Here is a 15,364-nt window from a genome sequence, read left to right as displayed (position 1 = left end):
CTCAGCCCTCGGAGACGATGTCGGCGGGCAGCGAGATCGAGGGGCAATCACGCCATAGCCGCTCGAGGGCGTAGAACTGGCGCTCCTCCTCGTGCTGGACGTGGACCACGATCTCGCCGTAGTCGAGCAGCACCCAGCGCCCCTCCTTGTGCCCCTCGCGGCGCAGCGGCTTGGAGCCGAGATCGCGGAGCTTCAGCTCGACCTCATCCACGATCGATTGCACCTGCCGCTCGTTGGGAGCGGAGGCCAGCACGAAGGCGTCGGTGATGGCCAGCTGGTCGCTGACATCGAAGGCCAGGATGTGCCCGGCCTTCTTGTCCGAGGCCGCCCGGGCGGCGGTGATGGTGAGCTCGATGGCGTGCTCGGTCGCGGTCATACGCGGTCCTTATTGTGGAGAGACTTGGATTGAGGGGCCCTGGATTCCCTGGGCCGGTAGAGGTCGTGCTTGCCGATGTACTGCACCACGCCGTCAGGGACGAGATACCAGACCGGCTCGCCACGGCGACGCCGCTCGCGGCAGTCGGAGGAGGAGATCGCCAGAGCGGGGATCTCGAGCATGGTGATGCGGTCGGAGGGGATCTTCGCGATGACCTCGGGATCCATGGCGTAGCCCGGGCGCGTGCACCCCACGAACTGGGCGAGCTCGAAGAGCTCGTCGGTGTCGCGCCAGGTGAAGATGTCGGCGAGCGCGTCGGCCCCGGTGATGAAGTAGAGCTCGGCGTCAGGAAGCGCCTTGGCGAGGTCGCGCAACGTGTCCCGCGTGTAGGTGCGGCCGGCTCGGTCGATGTCGACCCGGCTCACGGTGAAGCGCGGGTTGGCGGCGGTCGCGATGACCGTCATCAGGTAGCGGTGCTCGGCCGGCGAGACATCCCGGTCGGCCTTCTGCCACGGATCGCCCGTCGGCACGAAGACGACCTCGTCGAGGTCGAAGAACGACTGCACCTCGGAGGCCGCCACCAGGTGGCCGTGGTGGATGGGATCGAAGGTGCCACCCATCACCCCGACGCGGCGCTTGCCGGTCAGGCCCTCCAGACCTGGCTCGGGCGCTCCCCCGCTGCCCATCGGATCAGCGCTCAGGAGTGCTCACGGCCACCGGCGAACCAGACCAGGACCAGGAGCGCGAAGACCAGGATCGCCAGGGCGCCGCCACCGATGACCCACTCGATGCCAGAGGTGCCGTGCTCGGCCCCGTGCTCAGCGGAGGTGATGATGCTCGACACAACAGAGTTCGACATGGCGCACAGATTACCTTGTGGCTGCTGCCGCTAGCGCACGTGCCCGTCCCCGGTGACCACATACTTCGTCGAGGTCATCTCGGGCAGACCCATCGGGCCCCGGGCGTGCAGCTTCTGGGTCGAGATCCCGATCTCCGCGCCGAAGCCGAACTCGCCGCCGTCGGTGAACCGCGTCGAGGCGTTGACCATGACCGCCGCGGAGTCGACGGCGGCGGTGAACCGCCGGGCGGCGCCCAGATCCTCGGTCAGGATCGCCTCGGTGTGACCGCTCGACCAGCGCCGGATGTGGGCGATGGCGGCGTCGAGGTCGGGGACGACCGCGGCGCTGATCTTCAGCGCCAGGAACTCGGCCGCGTAGTCCTCGTCGGTGGCGGGCTCGACGAGGTCGTATGCCTGGAAGGCCTCGTCGCCGTGGATCTGCACCCCACGCTCCTGCAGGGCAGGGACGATCATGGGCAGGAACTCCTTGGCGATGTCGGCGTGCACGAGCAGCGACTCGGCGGAGTTGCACACGCTGGTGCGCTGGGTCTTGGAGTTGATGACGATCGAGACCGCCTTGGCGAGGTCGGCGGCCTTGTCGACGTAGACGTGTACGTTGCCCACCCCGGTCTCGATGACCGGCACCGTCGACTCCTCGACGACGCTGCGGATCAGCCCGGCGCCACCACGCGGGATGAGCACGTCGACCAGGCCGCGGGCACGCATCAGCGCCTTGACCGAGTCGTGGCCCTCACCGGGCACTACCTGGATCACGTCGGCCGGGAGACCGACGGAGACGACGGCGTCGCGCAGCACCGCGGCGATCGCCACGTTGCTGGAGGCGATGTTGGAGGAGCCGCGCAGCAGCGCCGCGTTGCCCGACTTCAGGCAGATCCCGGCCGCGTCCACGGTCACGTTGGGACGCGCCTCGTAGATCATCCCGACGACGCCGAAGGGCACCCGCACCTGGCGCAGCTCGAGGCCGTTGGCGAGGGTGCTGCCGCGTACGACGTCTCCGACGGGGTCCGGAAGCGCGGCGAGCTCGCGGAGCGCGGCGGCGATGCCGTCGAGACGCTCCGGGGTCAGGGTGAGGCGGTCGATGATGTTGGCCGGGCTGCCCGACGCCTCGGCACGGGCGACGTCGTCCGCGTTGGCCTCCAGCACCTCGTCGGCCCGCGCCAGGAGGGCGTCGGCCATCGCATGCAGCGCCGCGTCCTTCACGCTGCGCGGCGCGACCGCGAGCTCGTAGCTCGCCTCTCGTGCCTTCGCCGCCACCTCACGGATCACTGCCTCTGCGCTCATACGGAAAGCCTATGCGGTCCCGCGTACGCAGCCATCACCCTTTCGCCGTGCGGACCGCACGGCCGGGGTCAGTCCTCTTCTCCCAGTCCCAGCAGGACGCCGAGACCTCCGAGCGGGTCGAACGGGCTCTCGGACGGCTCCGGCGTCGCCATCGGCTCGCCGCTCCCCGATCCGGAGGACGAGGGCCGGACCTCGCGCGGCGCATTCACCGGCGTCGGGTCGGCGGGCGCGCCCGTCGGTCGCGTCGAGGGCGACTCGCGCCTGTCCTGCTTCGCCGGAGCGGACGACGAGGTGCTCGCCGCGGGCTCGGACTCGGTCATCGCCGGGTAGTCCACCGGCGGCCGGTAGGACTTTCGGACGTACGCGATCCCCGATGTCGCACCTGCGAACAGCGCCGACAGCACGAGCGCCGAGATCCAGGGCGTCCAGCCACGCCACCAACTTCCGGCGGGGCCCCGAGCCCCGTCGAACTCACTCACTCCCACAACCATCCCCCAGGTTGCGCCGGCACCGTCCGGCGCGCTCCGATCCTAGCCGCGATCGGCGCCCTCCGGGGCGGTGTGGACATCCCCGGATCGGGCGATCTCGAGCAGGAGGTCGTGTGCCCGGGCGGCCACCGGATTGGCGGTACGCCGCGCCCCGAGCTCGACCAGCGCGACCAGGTCCGCGGCGCGGGCCAGCTCGAGAGCATCCGTGGCGCTGCCTCCACGCACCGCGACGTAGCCCTCCAGCACCCCTGAGACGTACGCCGCCTCACGATCGAAGCGCACCAGGTTGCCGAGGTCGGCGAACGGTGAGCCGGCGTGGGCGAACTCCCAGTCCAGCACCGCGCGGACGCGTAGCGTCTCCGGGTCCACGATGAGGTTCTTGGGGTTGAGGTCGCTGTGCACCAGGCTCACCCTGGAGACCGTGTCGAGCAGGTCCTGGGCGTCGGCAGCCACGTCCCGCAGACCCTCCAGGTCGGCCGGCGACCAGTCGAGACGCTCGGCGTACGACTCGACCCACTCGGTCAGGTCCAGGGCGAACGTCTCGACCCGCAGGTCTTTGTCGGCGAAGGTCCCGGCGGTCAGGAACGGCATCCCGGCCAGGGTGCCCGCGACCTCTCCGAAGCCACGCCCGAGCCTGCCCTGCTGCGCCTCGTCCAGGTCGGGGAGCAGCAGGTCGCCGCGTACGCCTTCGACGAACTCGGTCACCAGCAGCGCGGGCGTGCCCGTGGTCGGGTCGGCGCGGCGTACCTCCAGGACGTCCGGGACCGGGACGAGGCCCCGCACCAGACGGTGCAGGGCCTCGTGGACCTCCGCGGCCTGCGGGTGGTGGCGCGGGTCGGCGAAGACCCGCACGACCGACCTCTCCCCGCCTGCCTCTGCCAGGAACGTCTCGCCCGACCAGCCGCCGTCGAGCGGCCGAAGGCCCCCACCGAGTTCACCGAAGCTCACCCGGCGAGGGTAGCGGCCCGACGGTCAGGCGCAGGGCCGGGTCTTCGGCTCCAGGTAGATCCGGTGCGTGGCCCGCGGGCTGTCCCACATCTTGTTGAACCGGGCGGTGTAGGCGGTGTAGTAGCTCTTCGAGGTGAACCGGAAGGTGACCTCGTCGTTGCTGAACGACGGCGGCGACCAGTTCTCCGAGCCGGTCCAGACGCTGTAGGTGCCCCGGTCCGCGTAGCGGCCGTTGACGCTCATCCACTTGTAGTGGGAGTAGCAGCGCGAGCCGTAGACGATGTTGTCGCCGCTGGTCGACTTCTTCTGGCCCCAGTCCCAGGCGGCGTCGCGCGCCGGGATGCCGACCGCCCTCAGCTTGCGGTAGACCACGTTGCTGGTGACCGAGCCGATCACCCGGACCACGCAGCCTCGCTTCTTCAGCCGGACGACCTCGTCGGCGATGCGCTCGCCACGGCGGCCGTACCAGGCGTACATGTGGATCCGCAGGATCGTCTTGCCCTTGGTGCCGTAGCCGCTCGGCGCGCTGCAGCCGATCAGGCGCAGCCGGTCGATGACCCGGTCACCGGTGCCGCGGGCGTAGATCTCGTCGCTGGTCGTGCCTGGACGCGTGCGCTGGAAGCCGACGGAGGTGCCGCCACCGGACCACGACACGTAGCGCGGCGAGGCCTTCCTGTCGGCCTTGAGCTCGTTGAACATCCGCAGCCAGGTCTTCCACAGGCTGTCGTTGGCGTAGATCGTCTGCGCGTCGTTCCACTGCGAACCGGCCGCGCCGCCACCGAGGTTGCCGGAGCTGTTGATGATGACGTTGCGCTTGGCACCGATCTGGGTGAACGAGTGGATCTTGATGTGCAGGTTGCCCGTGTCATAGCCGCGGCAGGCGCCGGCGCAGCCGTAGATGAAGCTCGGGCGGGAGCGCGTGGTGCCTAGACGGCCGGCCAGCTTCCGCTCCCCGCTGCTCCACATCTTCCGGTTGACCAGGATCTGCACGTGCACCCCGCGCTTGTGTGCGGCGATGAGGTGATCGACGGTGTCGGCGCGGTCCAGGTTGTAGGTGACGAACCGGATGTAGGAGCCCTTGGCCGCGTAGCGGATGCTGTTGTTGATCCGGTGGACGATGAAGTTGCGCTGCGTCGCATCGCCGGTCGGGTTGTTGAAGAACGGCCCCGCCGGCGGCGTCCAGGTCGCCGCTGTTGCTGGTGTCGAGACCACGGACATCGTCGCGATGACCAAGGCAGCCACGCAGCCAGCCACAGCCGAAGCGATCGAGATCTTCCGGGTCGTCCTCGACCTCAGCGCATTCACCCACATGCGGCCGGACTATACCCAGCGACGTATGGCCCGCAACGACAATTCCCAGAACAAGATGCCAAACCGAAAGAAACCCGCCTCCGAGCCGTGCTCGGAGGCGGGTTTTCGGGACGTACGTCACACCGTGATCAGCCCTTGGCCGCCTTCACAGCCTCGGTGACGGCCGGGAGAACGGTGTGCAGATCGCCCACCACACCGAAGTCGACGAGCTCGAAGATCGGTGCCTCCTCGTCCTTGTTGACCGCAACGATGGTCTTCGAGGTCTGCATACCGGCACGGTGCTGGATCGCACCGGAGATCCCGTTGGCCACGTAGAGCTGCGGGGAGACGGTCTTACCGGTCTGGCCGACCTGGAAGGTGTGCGGCATCCAGCCGGAGTCGACCGCGGCACGCGAGGCGCCCACGGCGGCACCGAGCGCGTCGGCGAGACCCTCGACGGCGGAGAAGTCACCGCCGGTGCCACGACCACCGGAGACCACGATCGCGGCCTCTGTGAGCTCGGGGCGGCCGGAGGCCTTACGCGGCTGGGAGGCCACGATCTGGGCGGTCTTGGCGGCGTCGGAGATGGTCACCTCGAACGGGGTGACCGCGGCGGCACCGGCCTTCTCGACCGGAGCGGCCGAGTTGGGCTTGACCGTGATGATCGGGGTGCCCTTGGTGACCTTGCCCTTGACCGTGAAGTTGCCGGCGAAGACGGACTGGGTCGCCACACCGGACTCGTCGAGGTCGACGGCGTCGGTGATCAGACCGGAGTCGAGCTTGATCGCCAGACGGGCGGCGACCTCCTTGTTCTCCGCGGAGGAGGGCAGCAGGATCGCGGCCGGGGAGGCGGTGCCGGCCAGCTGCGCGAGCGCCTCGGCCTTCGGGGCCACCAGGTAGCCCTTGATCTGGGCGTCGTCGATGACGTAGACCTTCTCGGCGCCGTAGCCCTTCACGGCCTCCGCGGCACCAGCGGCACCGTCGGCGCCACCGATGTAGACGGCGGAGGGCTCGCCGAGCTTGGCGGCCAGGGTGAGCAGCTCGTAGGTCGGCTTCTTGACCTGACCACCCACGTGGTCGATGAGAACGAGAACTTCAGCCATGATTCAGAATCCTTCCCGGCCTCAGATGAACTTCTTGGACGCGAGGAAATCGGCCAGCGCCTTGGCGCCCGAGCCGTCCTCGTCGGTGACGATCTCGCCGGCGGTGCGCGGCGGGCGGGCCGCCGTCTCCTCGACCGCGGTGTAGGCGGCACCCAGACCCACCTGGGCGGCGTCGACACCGAGGTCGGCCAGCGACCACCTCTCCAGCGGCTTCTTCTTGGCCGCCATGATGCCCTTGAACGACGGGTAACGCGCCTCACCGGACTGGTCGGTGACCGAGAGGACCAGCGGCAGCGTGCCGCCGATGACCTCGGTGGCCACGTCACCGTCACGCTTGATGCGGATCTGGTCGCCCTGGGTCTCCACGACCGAGGCCAGGGTGACCTGCGGCAGGCCGAGTCGCTCGGCGAGCATCGCCGGGACCACGCTCATGCCGGCGTCGGTCGAGGCCAGACCGCCGACCACGAGGTCGACCGGACCGAGCTTCTCGATCGCCTTGGCCAGCACCAGCGAGGTGGCGATGGAGTCCGAGCCGGCGATCGCGTCGTCGACGACGTGGACGCCCTTGTCGGCGCCCATCTGCAGCGCCTTGCGCACAGCGGCCTCGGCGGCCTCCGGACCAACGGTCAGCGCGGTGACGGTGATCTCCTCACCCTCGCGCTTCTCCTTGATCTGCAACGACTGCTCGACGGCGTACTCATCGAGCTCGGAGAGCAGACCGTCGACGTTCACGCGGTCGACGGTGAAGTCGTCCTCGAACTGCCGGTCCGCGGTCGCGTCCGGCACGTACTTCACAAGCACAACAATGTTCATGATGGTGCGGCCTTGCCGGCCCCTCCTGGAATGGTCGTAGTTCGCCAGCGATGTTACCCGTCAGTCACATACGGATGACAGGTGCCTACGCGTTGAGAATGTCACATGGCCTCAGGGCCGGATCACACCGGCCACGATGCGGCCGACGATCAGCCACGCCAGCGCACCGATGCCCCAGTTGAAGAGCGCGTTCTTGATCTCGGCGTCCTCACCGCTGAACTGCTTGATGCCGTTCTCCCGCGAGAACAGGCCGAGGTCGGCGATGTCGGCGAGGTCGAGGATGAACGCCACGAGGGTGTTGTCCTGGTTCGCCTTGAGCGCGATCAGCAGCGCTCCGATCGCCAGCGCCAGCGCGGCGAGCAGCGCGATCGCCCAGACCACCCTGGAGGCGTAGGAACGGATGGTGTGGACCATGCCCGGGCCGGTGGACGTCTTGGTGTCGGACACGAGATTCACTTCCCTTCGAAGTTGGCTTTGCCGGGGCCGTTCTCCAGGAACGATGCCATTCCGGTCTGGGAGTCCTTCGTCGCGAACACGCCGGCGAACTGCTGCTGCTCGATGGCCAGCCCGGTGGCGAGGTCCACCCCGAGCCCCTTGTCGATCGCCGTCTTCGCCGCCGCCAGAGCGTACGGTGCCGCCTTCTTGAACTGGCTCGCCCACGCGAGCGCCTCCTCATAGACCGAGGCCGCCGGTACGAGCCGGTCGGCCAAGCCGATTGCAAGCGCCTCGTCTGCCTTGACGAAGCGGCCCGAGAAGATCAGATCCTTGGCCTTGGACGGCCCGATCAGCCGTGCCAGCCGCTGAGTGCCGCCGGCACCGGGGATGATGCCGAGCAGGACCTCCGGCTGACCGAAGGTCGCGTCGTCGGCGGCGATGCGGAAGTCGGCCGCGAGCGCCAGCTCGCAGCCGCCACCCAGCGCGTAGCCGGTCACCGCGGCCACCACCGGCTTCGGGATCTCCGCGACGGCCGTCACCGCGGCCTGCACGCCCGCGACCCGCTTGGCCATCTCGGAGTAGGAGAGGCCGGCCATCTCCTTGACGTCGTTGCCGGCGGCGAAGAGCCGCTCGCCGCCGTAGACCACGACCGCGCGTACGTCTTCGTCGGCTGCCGCCTCGGTCGCGACCTCGAGCAGCTCGGCCTGCACCTGGAAGCTGATCGCGTTCATCTTCGGCCGGTCGAGGCGGATCGTGCCGACGCCGTCCTCGACGGTGAGGTTGACGAAGTCACCCATCGTGGCGCTCCCCTGTCTGTGAAGGCGGTTACATGTGTCCGGAACACTATCGGGTGCCTTCCACCTCTTGTGTGCCGGTTCGCGGTACAGGCGTTGCGTGTATCGCGTAACCCGCGCCGGTAAAGGGACGTTTCAATAACATGACCGATATTCGTTCCAGTCGCGCCAGGGTGAGCCTCGGTGCCGCGCTGAGCATCGCCCTCGGCGCCTTCGTGCTGGTGACGCCGGTCTCGGGTGCCGCGCTCTCCACCACTGATGACACTGCCACCACGGCCGACGTGTCCCGCTCCGGCGGGCTGCTCGGTCACGAGGCCGATGCCGGCCTGGACGTACGCGACCGCGTACTGCCCACCTCAGCCCAGGAGTCCGCGGCCCAGGCCCTGGACGCCGTCGACATCCGCTGGAACGCCCACGGGACGCCGACCTCGCTGATCTCCTCCGACGGCGTGCTGGCCACGGCCGCCTCCTCGGACCCGGTCACCGCCGCCCGGGGCTTCCTCGACGACAACGCGGCGGTCTTCGGGCTCACTGCGGCTCAGCTGGGCGACCTCGAGCTCGTCAGCGACCAGAAGCTGGCCGGCGGGGGCGGTCACGCCGTGCTCTTCCGGCAGACCTACGACGGCCTGTCCGCCGCCACGGAGGGGATGGTCACCGTGGGCGTGGCCGACGGCGCCATCACCTACGTCTCCTCCTCGCTGTCCAAGGTGACCGGCACCCCGGCGAAGGCCGAGCTCACCCCGACCGAGGCGTGGCTGAAGGCGGCGGCCTCGGCCGGACGCCCGATCTCCGGGTCGAAGGTCGGCGAGATCGTCACCGCCGCCGCCGCGAAGCTGACCGACTGGACCAAGCTGACGGTCCCCGGCCTGGCGACCGACCAGCTGGTGCGCTTGCGGGCACTCCCCGTCCCCGGCGAGGGCGTACGTCCTGTCTTCCAGGCCACCGTCGTCGACTCCGCCGCCGCCACCCTCCTGGGGCAGACGGTGCTGGTCGACGCGGTCACCGGCGAGGTGCTCCTGCGCCGCGACAACGTCGACCACGAGAACGACGTCGAGGGTCCGTTCACCGGCACCGCGCTCGGGGCCTGCGGCCCGAAGCACACCTTCGAGATCTCCGACGACAAGACCCGCACCCTGGCCGCGGTCGCGATCGGGCTGCCGACCGACGACTTCACCGTGAAGCTGTTCGCTCCTGATGGAAAGCTGCTCGTGGAGGGTGACCTGCTCACCAGCCCTGAGACCGCGACCTACACCGCCGAGAGGATCGACCCCGGGACGTACGCGGTCCAGGTCTGTCCCTTCGACGACTCGCTCCTCGTCGGCAGCTACACGGTGACCGTCGCGTCCTCCGATGCCGGTGCGGAAACAGGTGACCTGCCGGGCAGCAACCCGCGCTGGTCCTACTTCCCCGGCACTCCCGACGCCGCCTCGTCCGACGGTGAGGCGGTCCCGGCCAACGACGTGATCGCGTGCTGGACCAAGGTGGCCGAGTGCACCGGGCCGGAGCTGAAGAGCCTGGCCAACGCCGGTCCGTGGGACACGCTGCTCAACACGACCGTCGGCGTGCCTTCGCTGACGACCATCGGCAACAACGCCAACACCCACGAGGGCTGGCTGTCGCCGCTGGCCGCCGGTGGCCTCGAGCAGGCGCCGATCTCGCCGGTGCGTGACTACACCGGCACGTTCACCGACGCCTGGAACAACTCCAAGTGTGCCCCCACCAACCTGGTGCCGGGCGGCAACGACGTCAACTACGTCGTCGGCAACCTGTTCGCGAGCCACAACCGGATGCACGACTGGTCCTACTTCCTCGGCTTCACCGAGGAGAACTACAACCTGCAGACCGACGACCTGGGTCGCGGCGGACGTGGCCTCGACGCCGAGATCGGCAACGCGCAGGCCGCGGCGCTCGACTCCCAGGTCGTGGAGCAGACCGGGCTGCTGACCGGTCGCAACAACGCCAACCAGCTCACCCTGATGGACGGCGTCCCGGGCATCACCAACCAGTACCTCTTCCAGCCCGCCGCCGGCGCCTTCTACGCGCCCTGCACCGACGGCTCGCTGGACTTCGGGATCGTCGGCCACGAGTACACCCACGCCATCTCCAACCGGATGGTCGGTGGTCCCGACGACGGCCTGACCTCGGAGCAGGGCGGCGCGATGGGTGAGTCCTGGAGCGACCTGGCCGCGGCCGAGCACATGTTCGCCCACAACCTCTACAACGGCGGCAGCCCATGGGCCGTCGGCTCCTACGCCACCGGCAACACCGACGTCGCGATCCGTGACTTCGCGATCGACAGGAACCCGCTCAACTTCTCCGACTACGGCTTCGACAGCACCGGGCCCGAGGTCCATGCCGACGGCGAGATCTGGAACGGCACGATGTGGTCGGTGCGGCAGGCGCTGGTCGACAAGTACGACGCGACCTACCCCTACGCCGACAAGGCCCTGCAGCGGCGCTGCTCGGTCGGGACGACCACCGCCTCGCCGCTGGCCGCCGACAAGTGCCCCGGCAACCGCCGCTGGATCCAGCTGGTCTTCGACTCGTTCCTGCTCCAGCAGGGTGCGACCTCGATGCTGGACGCCCGCGACGCGTTCCTGGCCGCCGACCAGATGCGCTTCGGTGGCGCCAACCGCCAGGTGATCGCCGATGCGTTCGCCCGACGCGGCATGGGTCAGTACGCCACCACGACCGCCGACGACCACGAGCCGACCCCGAGCTTCGCCTCGCCGGCTTCGCGCAACGTCAAGGTCACCTTCACCGCGCCGGCGGCCGGGAAGGTCTACGTCGGCCGCTTCGAGGCGCGGGCGACCCCGATCGCCGACACGCTCTCCAACACCGCGCTCGGGTCGGTGGCTCACTTCGTGCCGGGGACGTACGAGCTCCTCTACGTCTCCGCCACCGGTGGCGCCCATCGCAAGACGGTCACGGTCTCCCCCGCGGAGATCACCAAGACCGTCTCGTTCGCGACCGGGACCAACCTGGCCGCGGCCGCCAACGGGGCCAAGGTGCTCACCTCGACCGAGGGCTCGCGCAACCCGGCCGCCCTGATCGACGGCACCGAGGGCACCAACTGGGGCGGGGTGACCGCGGACAACGTGGACGCCACCACGCCCTCGATCGCCGTGGACCTCGCCGGTGGGACGCGCACGGTGAAGACGGTCAACGTCAGCGCCTACCTGTCGCCGGCGACCGACACCGATGCCGACTCGGGGTCGCGCTTCACCGCACTCCGGAAGTTCGCCCTGGAGGCGTGCGTCTCCGCGTGCGACACGGCCGGGGCGACCTGGAAGCGCTTCTACACCTCGGCCGACGACGCCTTCCCCGGAAAGCGCCCGAGGCCGGTCGCGCCCAACCTCAACCTGCGCACCTTCGACGTCCCCGACACCTCTGCCGCGGCGGTCCGTCTGGTGGCGTTGGAGAACCAGTGCACCGGCTATGCAGGCTACGCCGGTGAGCAGGACGCCGACCCGCTCACCACGACCGACTGCAAGACCGGCTCCGACCGCGGCACCATCGTCCACGCCGCGGAGCTGCAGGTCTTCGGACAGTAGCCGGACCCCGTTCTACCCTGGCATCCACGCGGACGCCAGGGTAGAACGGGACGCAGCGGCGGGCGGGGGTCCTGCCGGTCTGGAGATCGACGATGAAGGCTCTGAGGTACGTCAAGATCGGCGCTGCGCCGGAGATCAGCGAGGTTCCGGTGCCGGAGCCGGCACCGGGCCAGGTGCGGGTGAAGATCACCGCCGCCGGCGCCTGCCACTCCGACTCCTTCCTGATGGGCCTGCCCGAGGACGCCTGGCAGGCGTTCGGCTACCCGCTGCCGATGACGCTCGGGCACGAGGGCGTCGGGGTCGTCGACGCCCTCGGCGACGGGGCGCACGGGATCGAGCCCGGTGAGCCGGTGGCGATCTACGGACCGCAGGGCTGCGGCCGCTGCTACCCGTGCGCGCAGGGCAAGGAGAACTACTGCGAGCGCGCCGCCGAGCTCCGCATCAGCCCGCCAGGGCTCGGCACCGACGGGACCATGGCCGAGTACGTGCTCGTGCCGGACGCCCGCCACCTGCTGCCACTCGGTGACCTCGACCCGGTCGCCAACGTAGCGCTCACCGACGCCGGCCTGACGCCCTACCACGCCATCAAGGGCTCCCTGCCCAAGCTGGTCGCCGGCTCGACCGCCGTCGTGATCGGCGCAGGCGGCCTCGGCCACGTCGCGATCCAGCTGCTGCGGGCCCTCTCCCCCGCGACCGTGATCGCACTCGACCTCAGCGAGGACAAGCTCGCCCTGGCCACGGACGTAGGCGCCCACCACGCCTTCCTGTCCGACAAGACGGCCGCCGACAACATCCGCAAGGTAGTCGGCGCCCGCGGCGTCACCGCCGTCTTCGACTTCGTCGGCGCCCAGCCCACCGTCGACCTGGCCTCGTCCGTGATCGGCGTGGAGAGCGATCTGGTCATCGTCGGCGTCAACACCGCCAGCGCCCAGGTAGGCACGCTCTCCAAGCCGTACGACGCGGTGATCCGGGCTCCGTACTGGGGCTCGCGCTCGGAGCTGATGGAGGTCTTCGACCTCGCCCGCGCCGGGCTCGTGCACGTGGAGACGGAGCGGTTCTCCCTGGACGAGGCACCGGAGGCGTACCGGCGGCTTCACGAGGGCACGCTTCGCGGCCGCGCCGTCGTCGTCCCCTAGTCCGGCCTCGCCGCAAACGCGGCTCCAGCAAGCAACGCAGCAACGACCACAGTCCCAGCAAGAACCCAGTAGAGCGCGTCATACCCGCCCAAGACCGTCGCGAGCGCAGCCCCCACAGCAGGTGCAAGCGCACCGGCAACCCCAGCAGGAGCCGAGTAGACACCGTTGAGCGCGGCGTACCTCTCCGGCCCCCACACGTCACTGACGACGGTCGCAGCGATGAGCGTGTAGAGCCCACGAGCGGTGCCGGTGAGCACCGCGACGACGATCATCACCCAGCCGACCGCAGGCAACAACGGAAGCAGCGCGACAGAGGCGGCGAACCAGAGCACTCCCCCGATCATCCGGGCGCGGACACCGAAACGCCGCGCGAGCATCGGATAGAACGCACGCCCCGCGACCTGACCGGCGCCGCTGAGCCCGAGGGCCCAGGCGGCGGTGGTCGCGCTCAGCCCGTGCTCGACGAGGAACGGCACCAGGTGGACGATCGAGGCGAACACGGCCAACGAGACCAGGGTGCCGGCAAGCGTGAGGAGCACGAACCGGCTGCTCCGCAGCACGTCCCGGTCCCGCACAGGACGGCCGTCCTTGGCCGGAGCAGCAGGCTGCCAGGCGAGATCGAGCACGACGACGCTCGGCACGAATGTCAGCACGACGAAGGCGCCGGCCAGGATCACGTACGTCCATCGCCACTCCACCCACCCCGCCAGCGCATCGGTGAGCGGCGCGAAGATCGTCGAGGCGAACCCGCCGGCAAGGGTGAGCGTCGTGATCGCATCCACCCGCCGCGTACCGAACCAGTGGGTCAGCGCCGCGAAGGCCGGCGGGTAGAAGGTGCCGGCGGTCGAGAGCCCGACCAGCAGCCAGCCCAGAGCGAAGATCCAGTACGAGGGCCCGGCAGCGACCACGAGCAACGACACCGCCCCCAGCAGGCTGGCCCCAGCCATCACCCACCGCGGCCCGAAGCGCTGGATTACCCGCCCGACGGGGATGCCCGCGACGGCCCCCACCAGCGTCCCGGCGGAGAAGGCGGTGGTGATCGCGGCCGCCGACCATCCGGTGGTGTCGACGATCCGCGGCTGCAGGACGGTGAAGGCGTAGTAGAGGACGCCGTACGCCGCGGTGACGGTCACGCAGAGCGTGACCAGCACCGCGAGCAGTGGCCGGCCCTCGACACGCTCTTCCATCGCCCACCTCCAAGCAGCACGTAGGTCGTCACCCTTGCACGCGCCACTTCAGGGCCGGCGTCGGCCTCAGCGTTCCAGATGGACCTGCTCGACGACGCCGCTGAGCTTGGAGGGGTTGCGTACGTAGTAGAGGCCGGTGACCATGCCGTCCTCGACGTGCAGAGTGACGACCCCGTCGACCTCCTCGCCGAAGTAGACCAGCATCCCGGGCGCGCGGTTGACGCTGGTCAGCTCGAACCTGGGGATGCCGTACTTCGTGGCCAGGCCCTCGAAGAACCGGAGCACCTTCTCGGCGCCGTGGATCGGCCTGCGGGCCGCCTGCACCACACCGCCGCCGTCGGAGAAGAGCACGACGTCGGGGGCGAGCACGTCCAGCAGCGACTGCAGGTCGCCGCCGGTCGCGGCGTCACGGAACCGTTCCAACGCGCGCCGCGCCTCGACCGCCGAGACCGACTCGCGCGGCCGCCGCTCGGCGACGTGGTCGCGCGCCCGGTGGGCGATCTGCCGAACCGCGGCGGGCGACTTGTCCACCGCCGCCGCGATCTCGTCATAGCCCAGCGCGAAGACCTCGCGCAGCACGAAGACCGCCCGCTCGGTCGGCGAGAGCGTCTCCAGCACCAGCAGCACCGCGGTCGAGAGCGAGTCGGCGAGCTCGGCGTCCTCGGCGACGTCCGGCGCGGTCAGCAGCGGCTCGGGCAACCACGGCCCGACGTACGTCTCCTTGCGGCGCGACAGCGTCCGGATGCGGTTGAGCGCGAGCCTGGTCGTGATCCGCACCAGATAGGCGCGGTGGTCGCGCACCTCCTCCAGCGGCACCTCGGCCCAGCGCAGCCAGGACTCCTGAAGCACGTCCTCGGCGTCGGCGGCCGAGCCGAGCATCTCGTAGGCCACCGTGAAGAGCAGGTTGCGGTGGGCGACGAAGACCTCGGTCGCGGCGCCCGCGCTCGCCCCCTGGGACTCACTCATGCGCCCGACCCTACCGACGCGGGAGTCAGCGGGTTCGCTGCCTTCGGGATCCTGAATGTGCTGGGCATCGGTGCCCTCCTGTGTCGTACGGAGCATCTCGTCACCATCCAGACACCGACGACCCCCGGGCTGTG

Annotated in this window: 15 protein-coding genes; 2 read left to right on the top strand and 13 right to left on the bottom strand. The window is 69.7% G+C overall.

Annotation, left to right across the window (positions count from 1 at the left end):
• Position 1 precedes the first annotated feature (1 nt).
• From rsfS to ACIO3S_RS16060, 11 genes are all read right to left on the bottom strand, one after another.
• Positions 2 to 376, bottom strand: coding sequence for a ribosome silencing factor (rsfS, locus tag ACIO3S_RS16110; protein WP_091047921.1), 375 nt, complete (start codon positions 374 to 376; stop codon positions 2 to 4).
• Complete coding sequence (nadD, locus tag ACIO3S_RS16105) at positions 373 to 1,062, bottom strand: nicotinate-nucleotide adenylyltransferase (protein WP_400465431.1); 690 nt, start codon at positions 1,060 to 1,062, stop codon at positions 373 to 375. Before nadD ends, rsfS begins: the two co-directional genes overlap by 4 nt.
• An 11-nt stretch (positions 1,063 to 1,073) precedes the next feature.
• Positions 1,074 to 1,235, bottom strand: coding sequence for a hypothetical protein (locus ACIO3S_RS16100; protein ID WP_160027856.1), 162 nt, complete (start codon positions 1,233 to 1,235; stop codon positions 1,074 to 1,076).
• Positions 1,236 to 1,265: 30 nt separating this feature from the next.
• Positions 1,266 to 2,516 carry a glutamate-5-semialdehyde dehydrogenase gene (locus ACIO3S_RS16095; protein ID WP_400465428.1) on the bottom strand — a complete coding sequence of 417 codons (1,251 nt, stop codon included), beginning with the start codon at positions 2,514 to 2,516 and terminating at the stop codon, positions 1,266 to 1,268.
• A gap of 68 nt (positions 2,517 to 2,584) precedes the next feature.
• Positions 2,585 to 2,995, bottom strand: a complete 411-nt coding sequence (locus tag ACIO3S_RS16090) for a hypothetical protein (RefSeq protein ID WP_400465425.1) — start codon at positions 2,993 to 2,995, stop codon at positions 2,585 to 2,587.
• Between the two features lie 51 nt (positions 2,996 to 3,046).
• Positions 3,047 to 3,952 (bottom strand): phosphotransferase family protein, encoded by a 906-nt coding sequence (locus tag ACIO3S_RS16085; protein WP_400465422.1) that lies wholly within the window; start codon positions 3,950 to 3,952, stop codon positions 3,047 to 3,049.
• Positions 3,953 to 3,976: 24 nt separating this feature from the next.
• Positions 3,977 to 5,194, bottom strand: a complete 1,218-nt coding sequence (locus ACIO3S_RS16080; protein ID WP_400465419.1) for a phosphatidylserine/phosphatidylglycerophosphate/cardiolipin synthase family protein — start codon at positions 5,192 to 5,194, stop codon at positions 3,977 to 3,979.
• 197 nt (positions 5,195 to 5,391) lie between these two features.
• Positions 5,392 to 6,345: an electron transfer flavoprotein subunit alpha/FixB family protein gene (locus ACIO3S_RS16075; RefSeq protein WP_160027846.1), complete on the bottom strand. Its 954-nt coding sequence runs from the start codon at positions 6,343 to 6,345 to the stop codon at positions 5,392 to 5,394.
• 21 nt (positions 6,346 to 6,366) lie between these two features.
• Positions 6,367 to 7,158: an electron transfer flavoprotein subunit beta/FixA family protein gene (locus ACIO3S_RS16070; protein ID WP_400465416.1), complete on the bottom strand. Its 792-nt coding sequence runs from the start codon at positions 7,156 to 7,158 to the stop codon at positions 6,367 to 6,369.
• 111 nt (positions 7,159 to 7,269) lie between these two features.
• Positions 7,270 to 7,605, bottom strand: coding sequence for a hypothetical protein (locus ACIO3S_RS16065; RefSeq protein ID WP_378683010.1), 336 nt, complete (start codon positions 7,603 to 7,605; stop codon positions 7,270 to 7,272).
• A 5-nt stretch (positions 7,606 to 7,610) separates the two neighbouring features.
• Entirely contained in the window at positions 7,611 to 8,390 is a 780-nt protein-coding gene (locus tag ACIO3S_RS16060) for an enoyl-CoA hydratase-related protein (RefSeq protein ID WP_160027840.1), read from the bottom strand.
• Between the two features lie 140 nt (positions 8,391 to 8,530).
• On the opposite strand from ACIO3S_RS16060, the gene ACIO3S_RS16055 reads away from it, so the two are divergent.
• On the top strand, positions 8,531 to 11,941 hold the full coding sequence (locus ACIO3S_RS16055; protein WP_400465413.1) for a M36 family metallopeptidase: 3,411 nt from the start codon (positions 8,531 to 8,533) through the stop codon (positions 11,939 to 11,941).
• Between the two features lie 92 nt (positions 11,942 to 12,033).
• Positions 12,034 to 13,077, top strand: coding sequence for an NAD(P)-dependent alcohol dehydrogenase (locus tag ACIO3S_RS16050; protein WP_400465411.1), 1,044 nt, complete (start codon positions 12,034 to 12,036; stop codon positions 13,075 to 13,077).
• Here ACIO3S_RS16050 and ACIO3S_RS16045 read toward each other — a convergent pair.
• Positions 13,074 to 14,264, bottom strand: coding sequence for an MFS transporter (locus ACIO3S_RS16045; protein ID WP_400465408.1), 1,191 nt, complete (start codon positions 14,262 to 14,264; stop codon positions 13,074 to 13,076). The genes ACIO3S_RS16050 and ACIO3S_RS16045 overlap by 4 nt on opposite strands.
• Before the next feature lie 66 nt (positions 14,265 to 14,330).
• Positions 14,331 to 15,230 carry an RNA polymerase sigma-70 factor gene (locus ACIO3S_RS16040; protein WP_400465405.1) on the bottom strand — a complete coding sequence of 300 codons (900 nt, stop codon included), beginning with the start codon at positions 15,228 to 15,230 and terminating at the stop codon, positions 14,331 to 14,333.
• Positions 15,231 to 15,364: the final 134 nt, after the last annotated feature.

It is taken from the genome of Nocardioides sp. NPDC087217 (assembly GCF_044744805.1).
In the GTDB taxonomy this organism is placed as follows: Bacteria; Actinomycetota; Actinomycetes; order Propionibacteriales; family Nocardioidaceae; genus Nocardioides.
The sequence above is the reverse complement of the archived record's forward strand: the minus strand, read 5'-3'. Positions and strand labels throughout refer to the sequence as shown.

Coding starts and splice junctions, on each gene's coding strand:
- rsfS (WP_091047921.1), bottom strand. CDS start 376: ATGACCGCGACCGAGCACGCCATCGAGCTCACCATCACCGCCGCCCGG.
- nadD (WP_400465431.1), bottom strand. CDS start 1,062: ATGGGCAGCGGGGGAGCGCCCGAGCCAGGTCTGGAGGGCCTGACCGGC.
- ACIO3S_RS16100 (WP_160027856.1), bottom strand. CDS start 1,235: ATGTCGAACTCTGTTGTGTCGAGCATCATCACCTCCGCTGAGCACGGG.
- ACIO3S_RS16095 (WP_400465428.1), bottom strand. CDS start 2,516: ATGAGCGCAGAGGCAGTGATCCGTGAGGTGGCGGCGAAGGCACGAGAG.
- ACIO3S_RS16075 (WP_160027846.1), bottom strand. CDS start 6,345: ATGGCTGAAGTTCTCGTTCTCATCGACCACGTGGGTGGTCAGGTCAAG.
- ACIO3S_RS16070 (WP_400465416.1), bottom strand. CDS start 7,158: ATGAACATTGTTGTGCTTGTGAAGTACGTGCCGGACGCGACCGCGGAC.
- ACIO3S_RS16060 (WP_160027840.1), bottom strand. CDS start 8,390: ATGGGTGACTTCGTCAACCTCACCGTCGAGGACGGCGTCGGCACGATC.
- ACIO3S_RS16055 (WP_400465413.1), top strand. CDS start 8,531: ATGACCGATATTCGTTCCAGTCGCGCCAGGGTGAGCCTCGGTGCCGCG.
- ACIO3S_RS16050 (WP_400465411.1), top strand. CDS start 12,034: ATGAAGGCTCTGAGGTACGTCAAGATCGGCGCTGCGCCGGAGATCAGC.
- ACIO3S_RS16045 (WP_400465408.1), bottom strand. CDS start 14,264: ATGGAAGAGCGTGTCGAGGGCCGGCCACTGCTCGCGGTGCTGGTCACG.
- ACIO3S_RS16040 (WP_400465405.1), bottom strand. CDS start 15,230: ATGAGTGAGTCCCAGGGGGCGAGCGCGGGCGCCGCGACCGAGGTCTTC.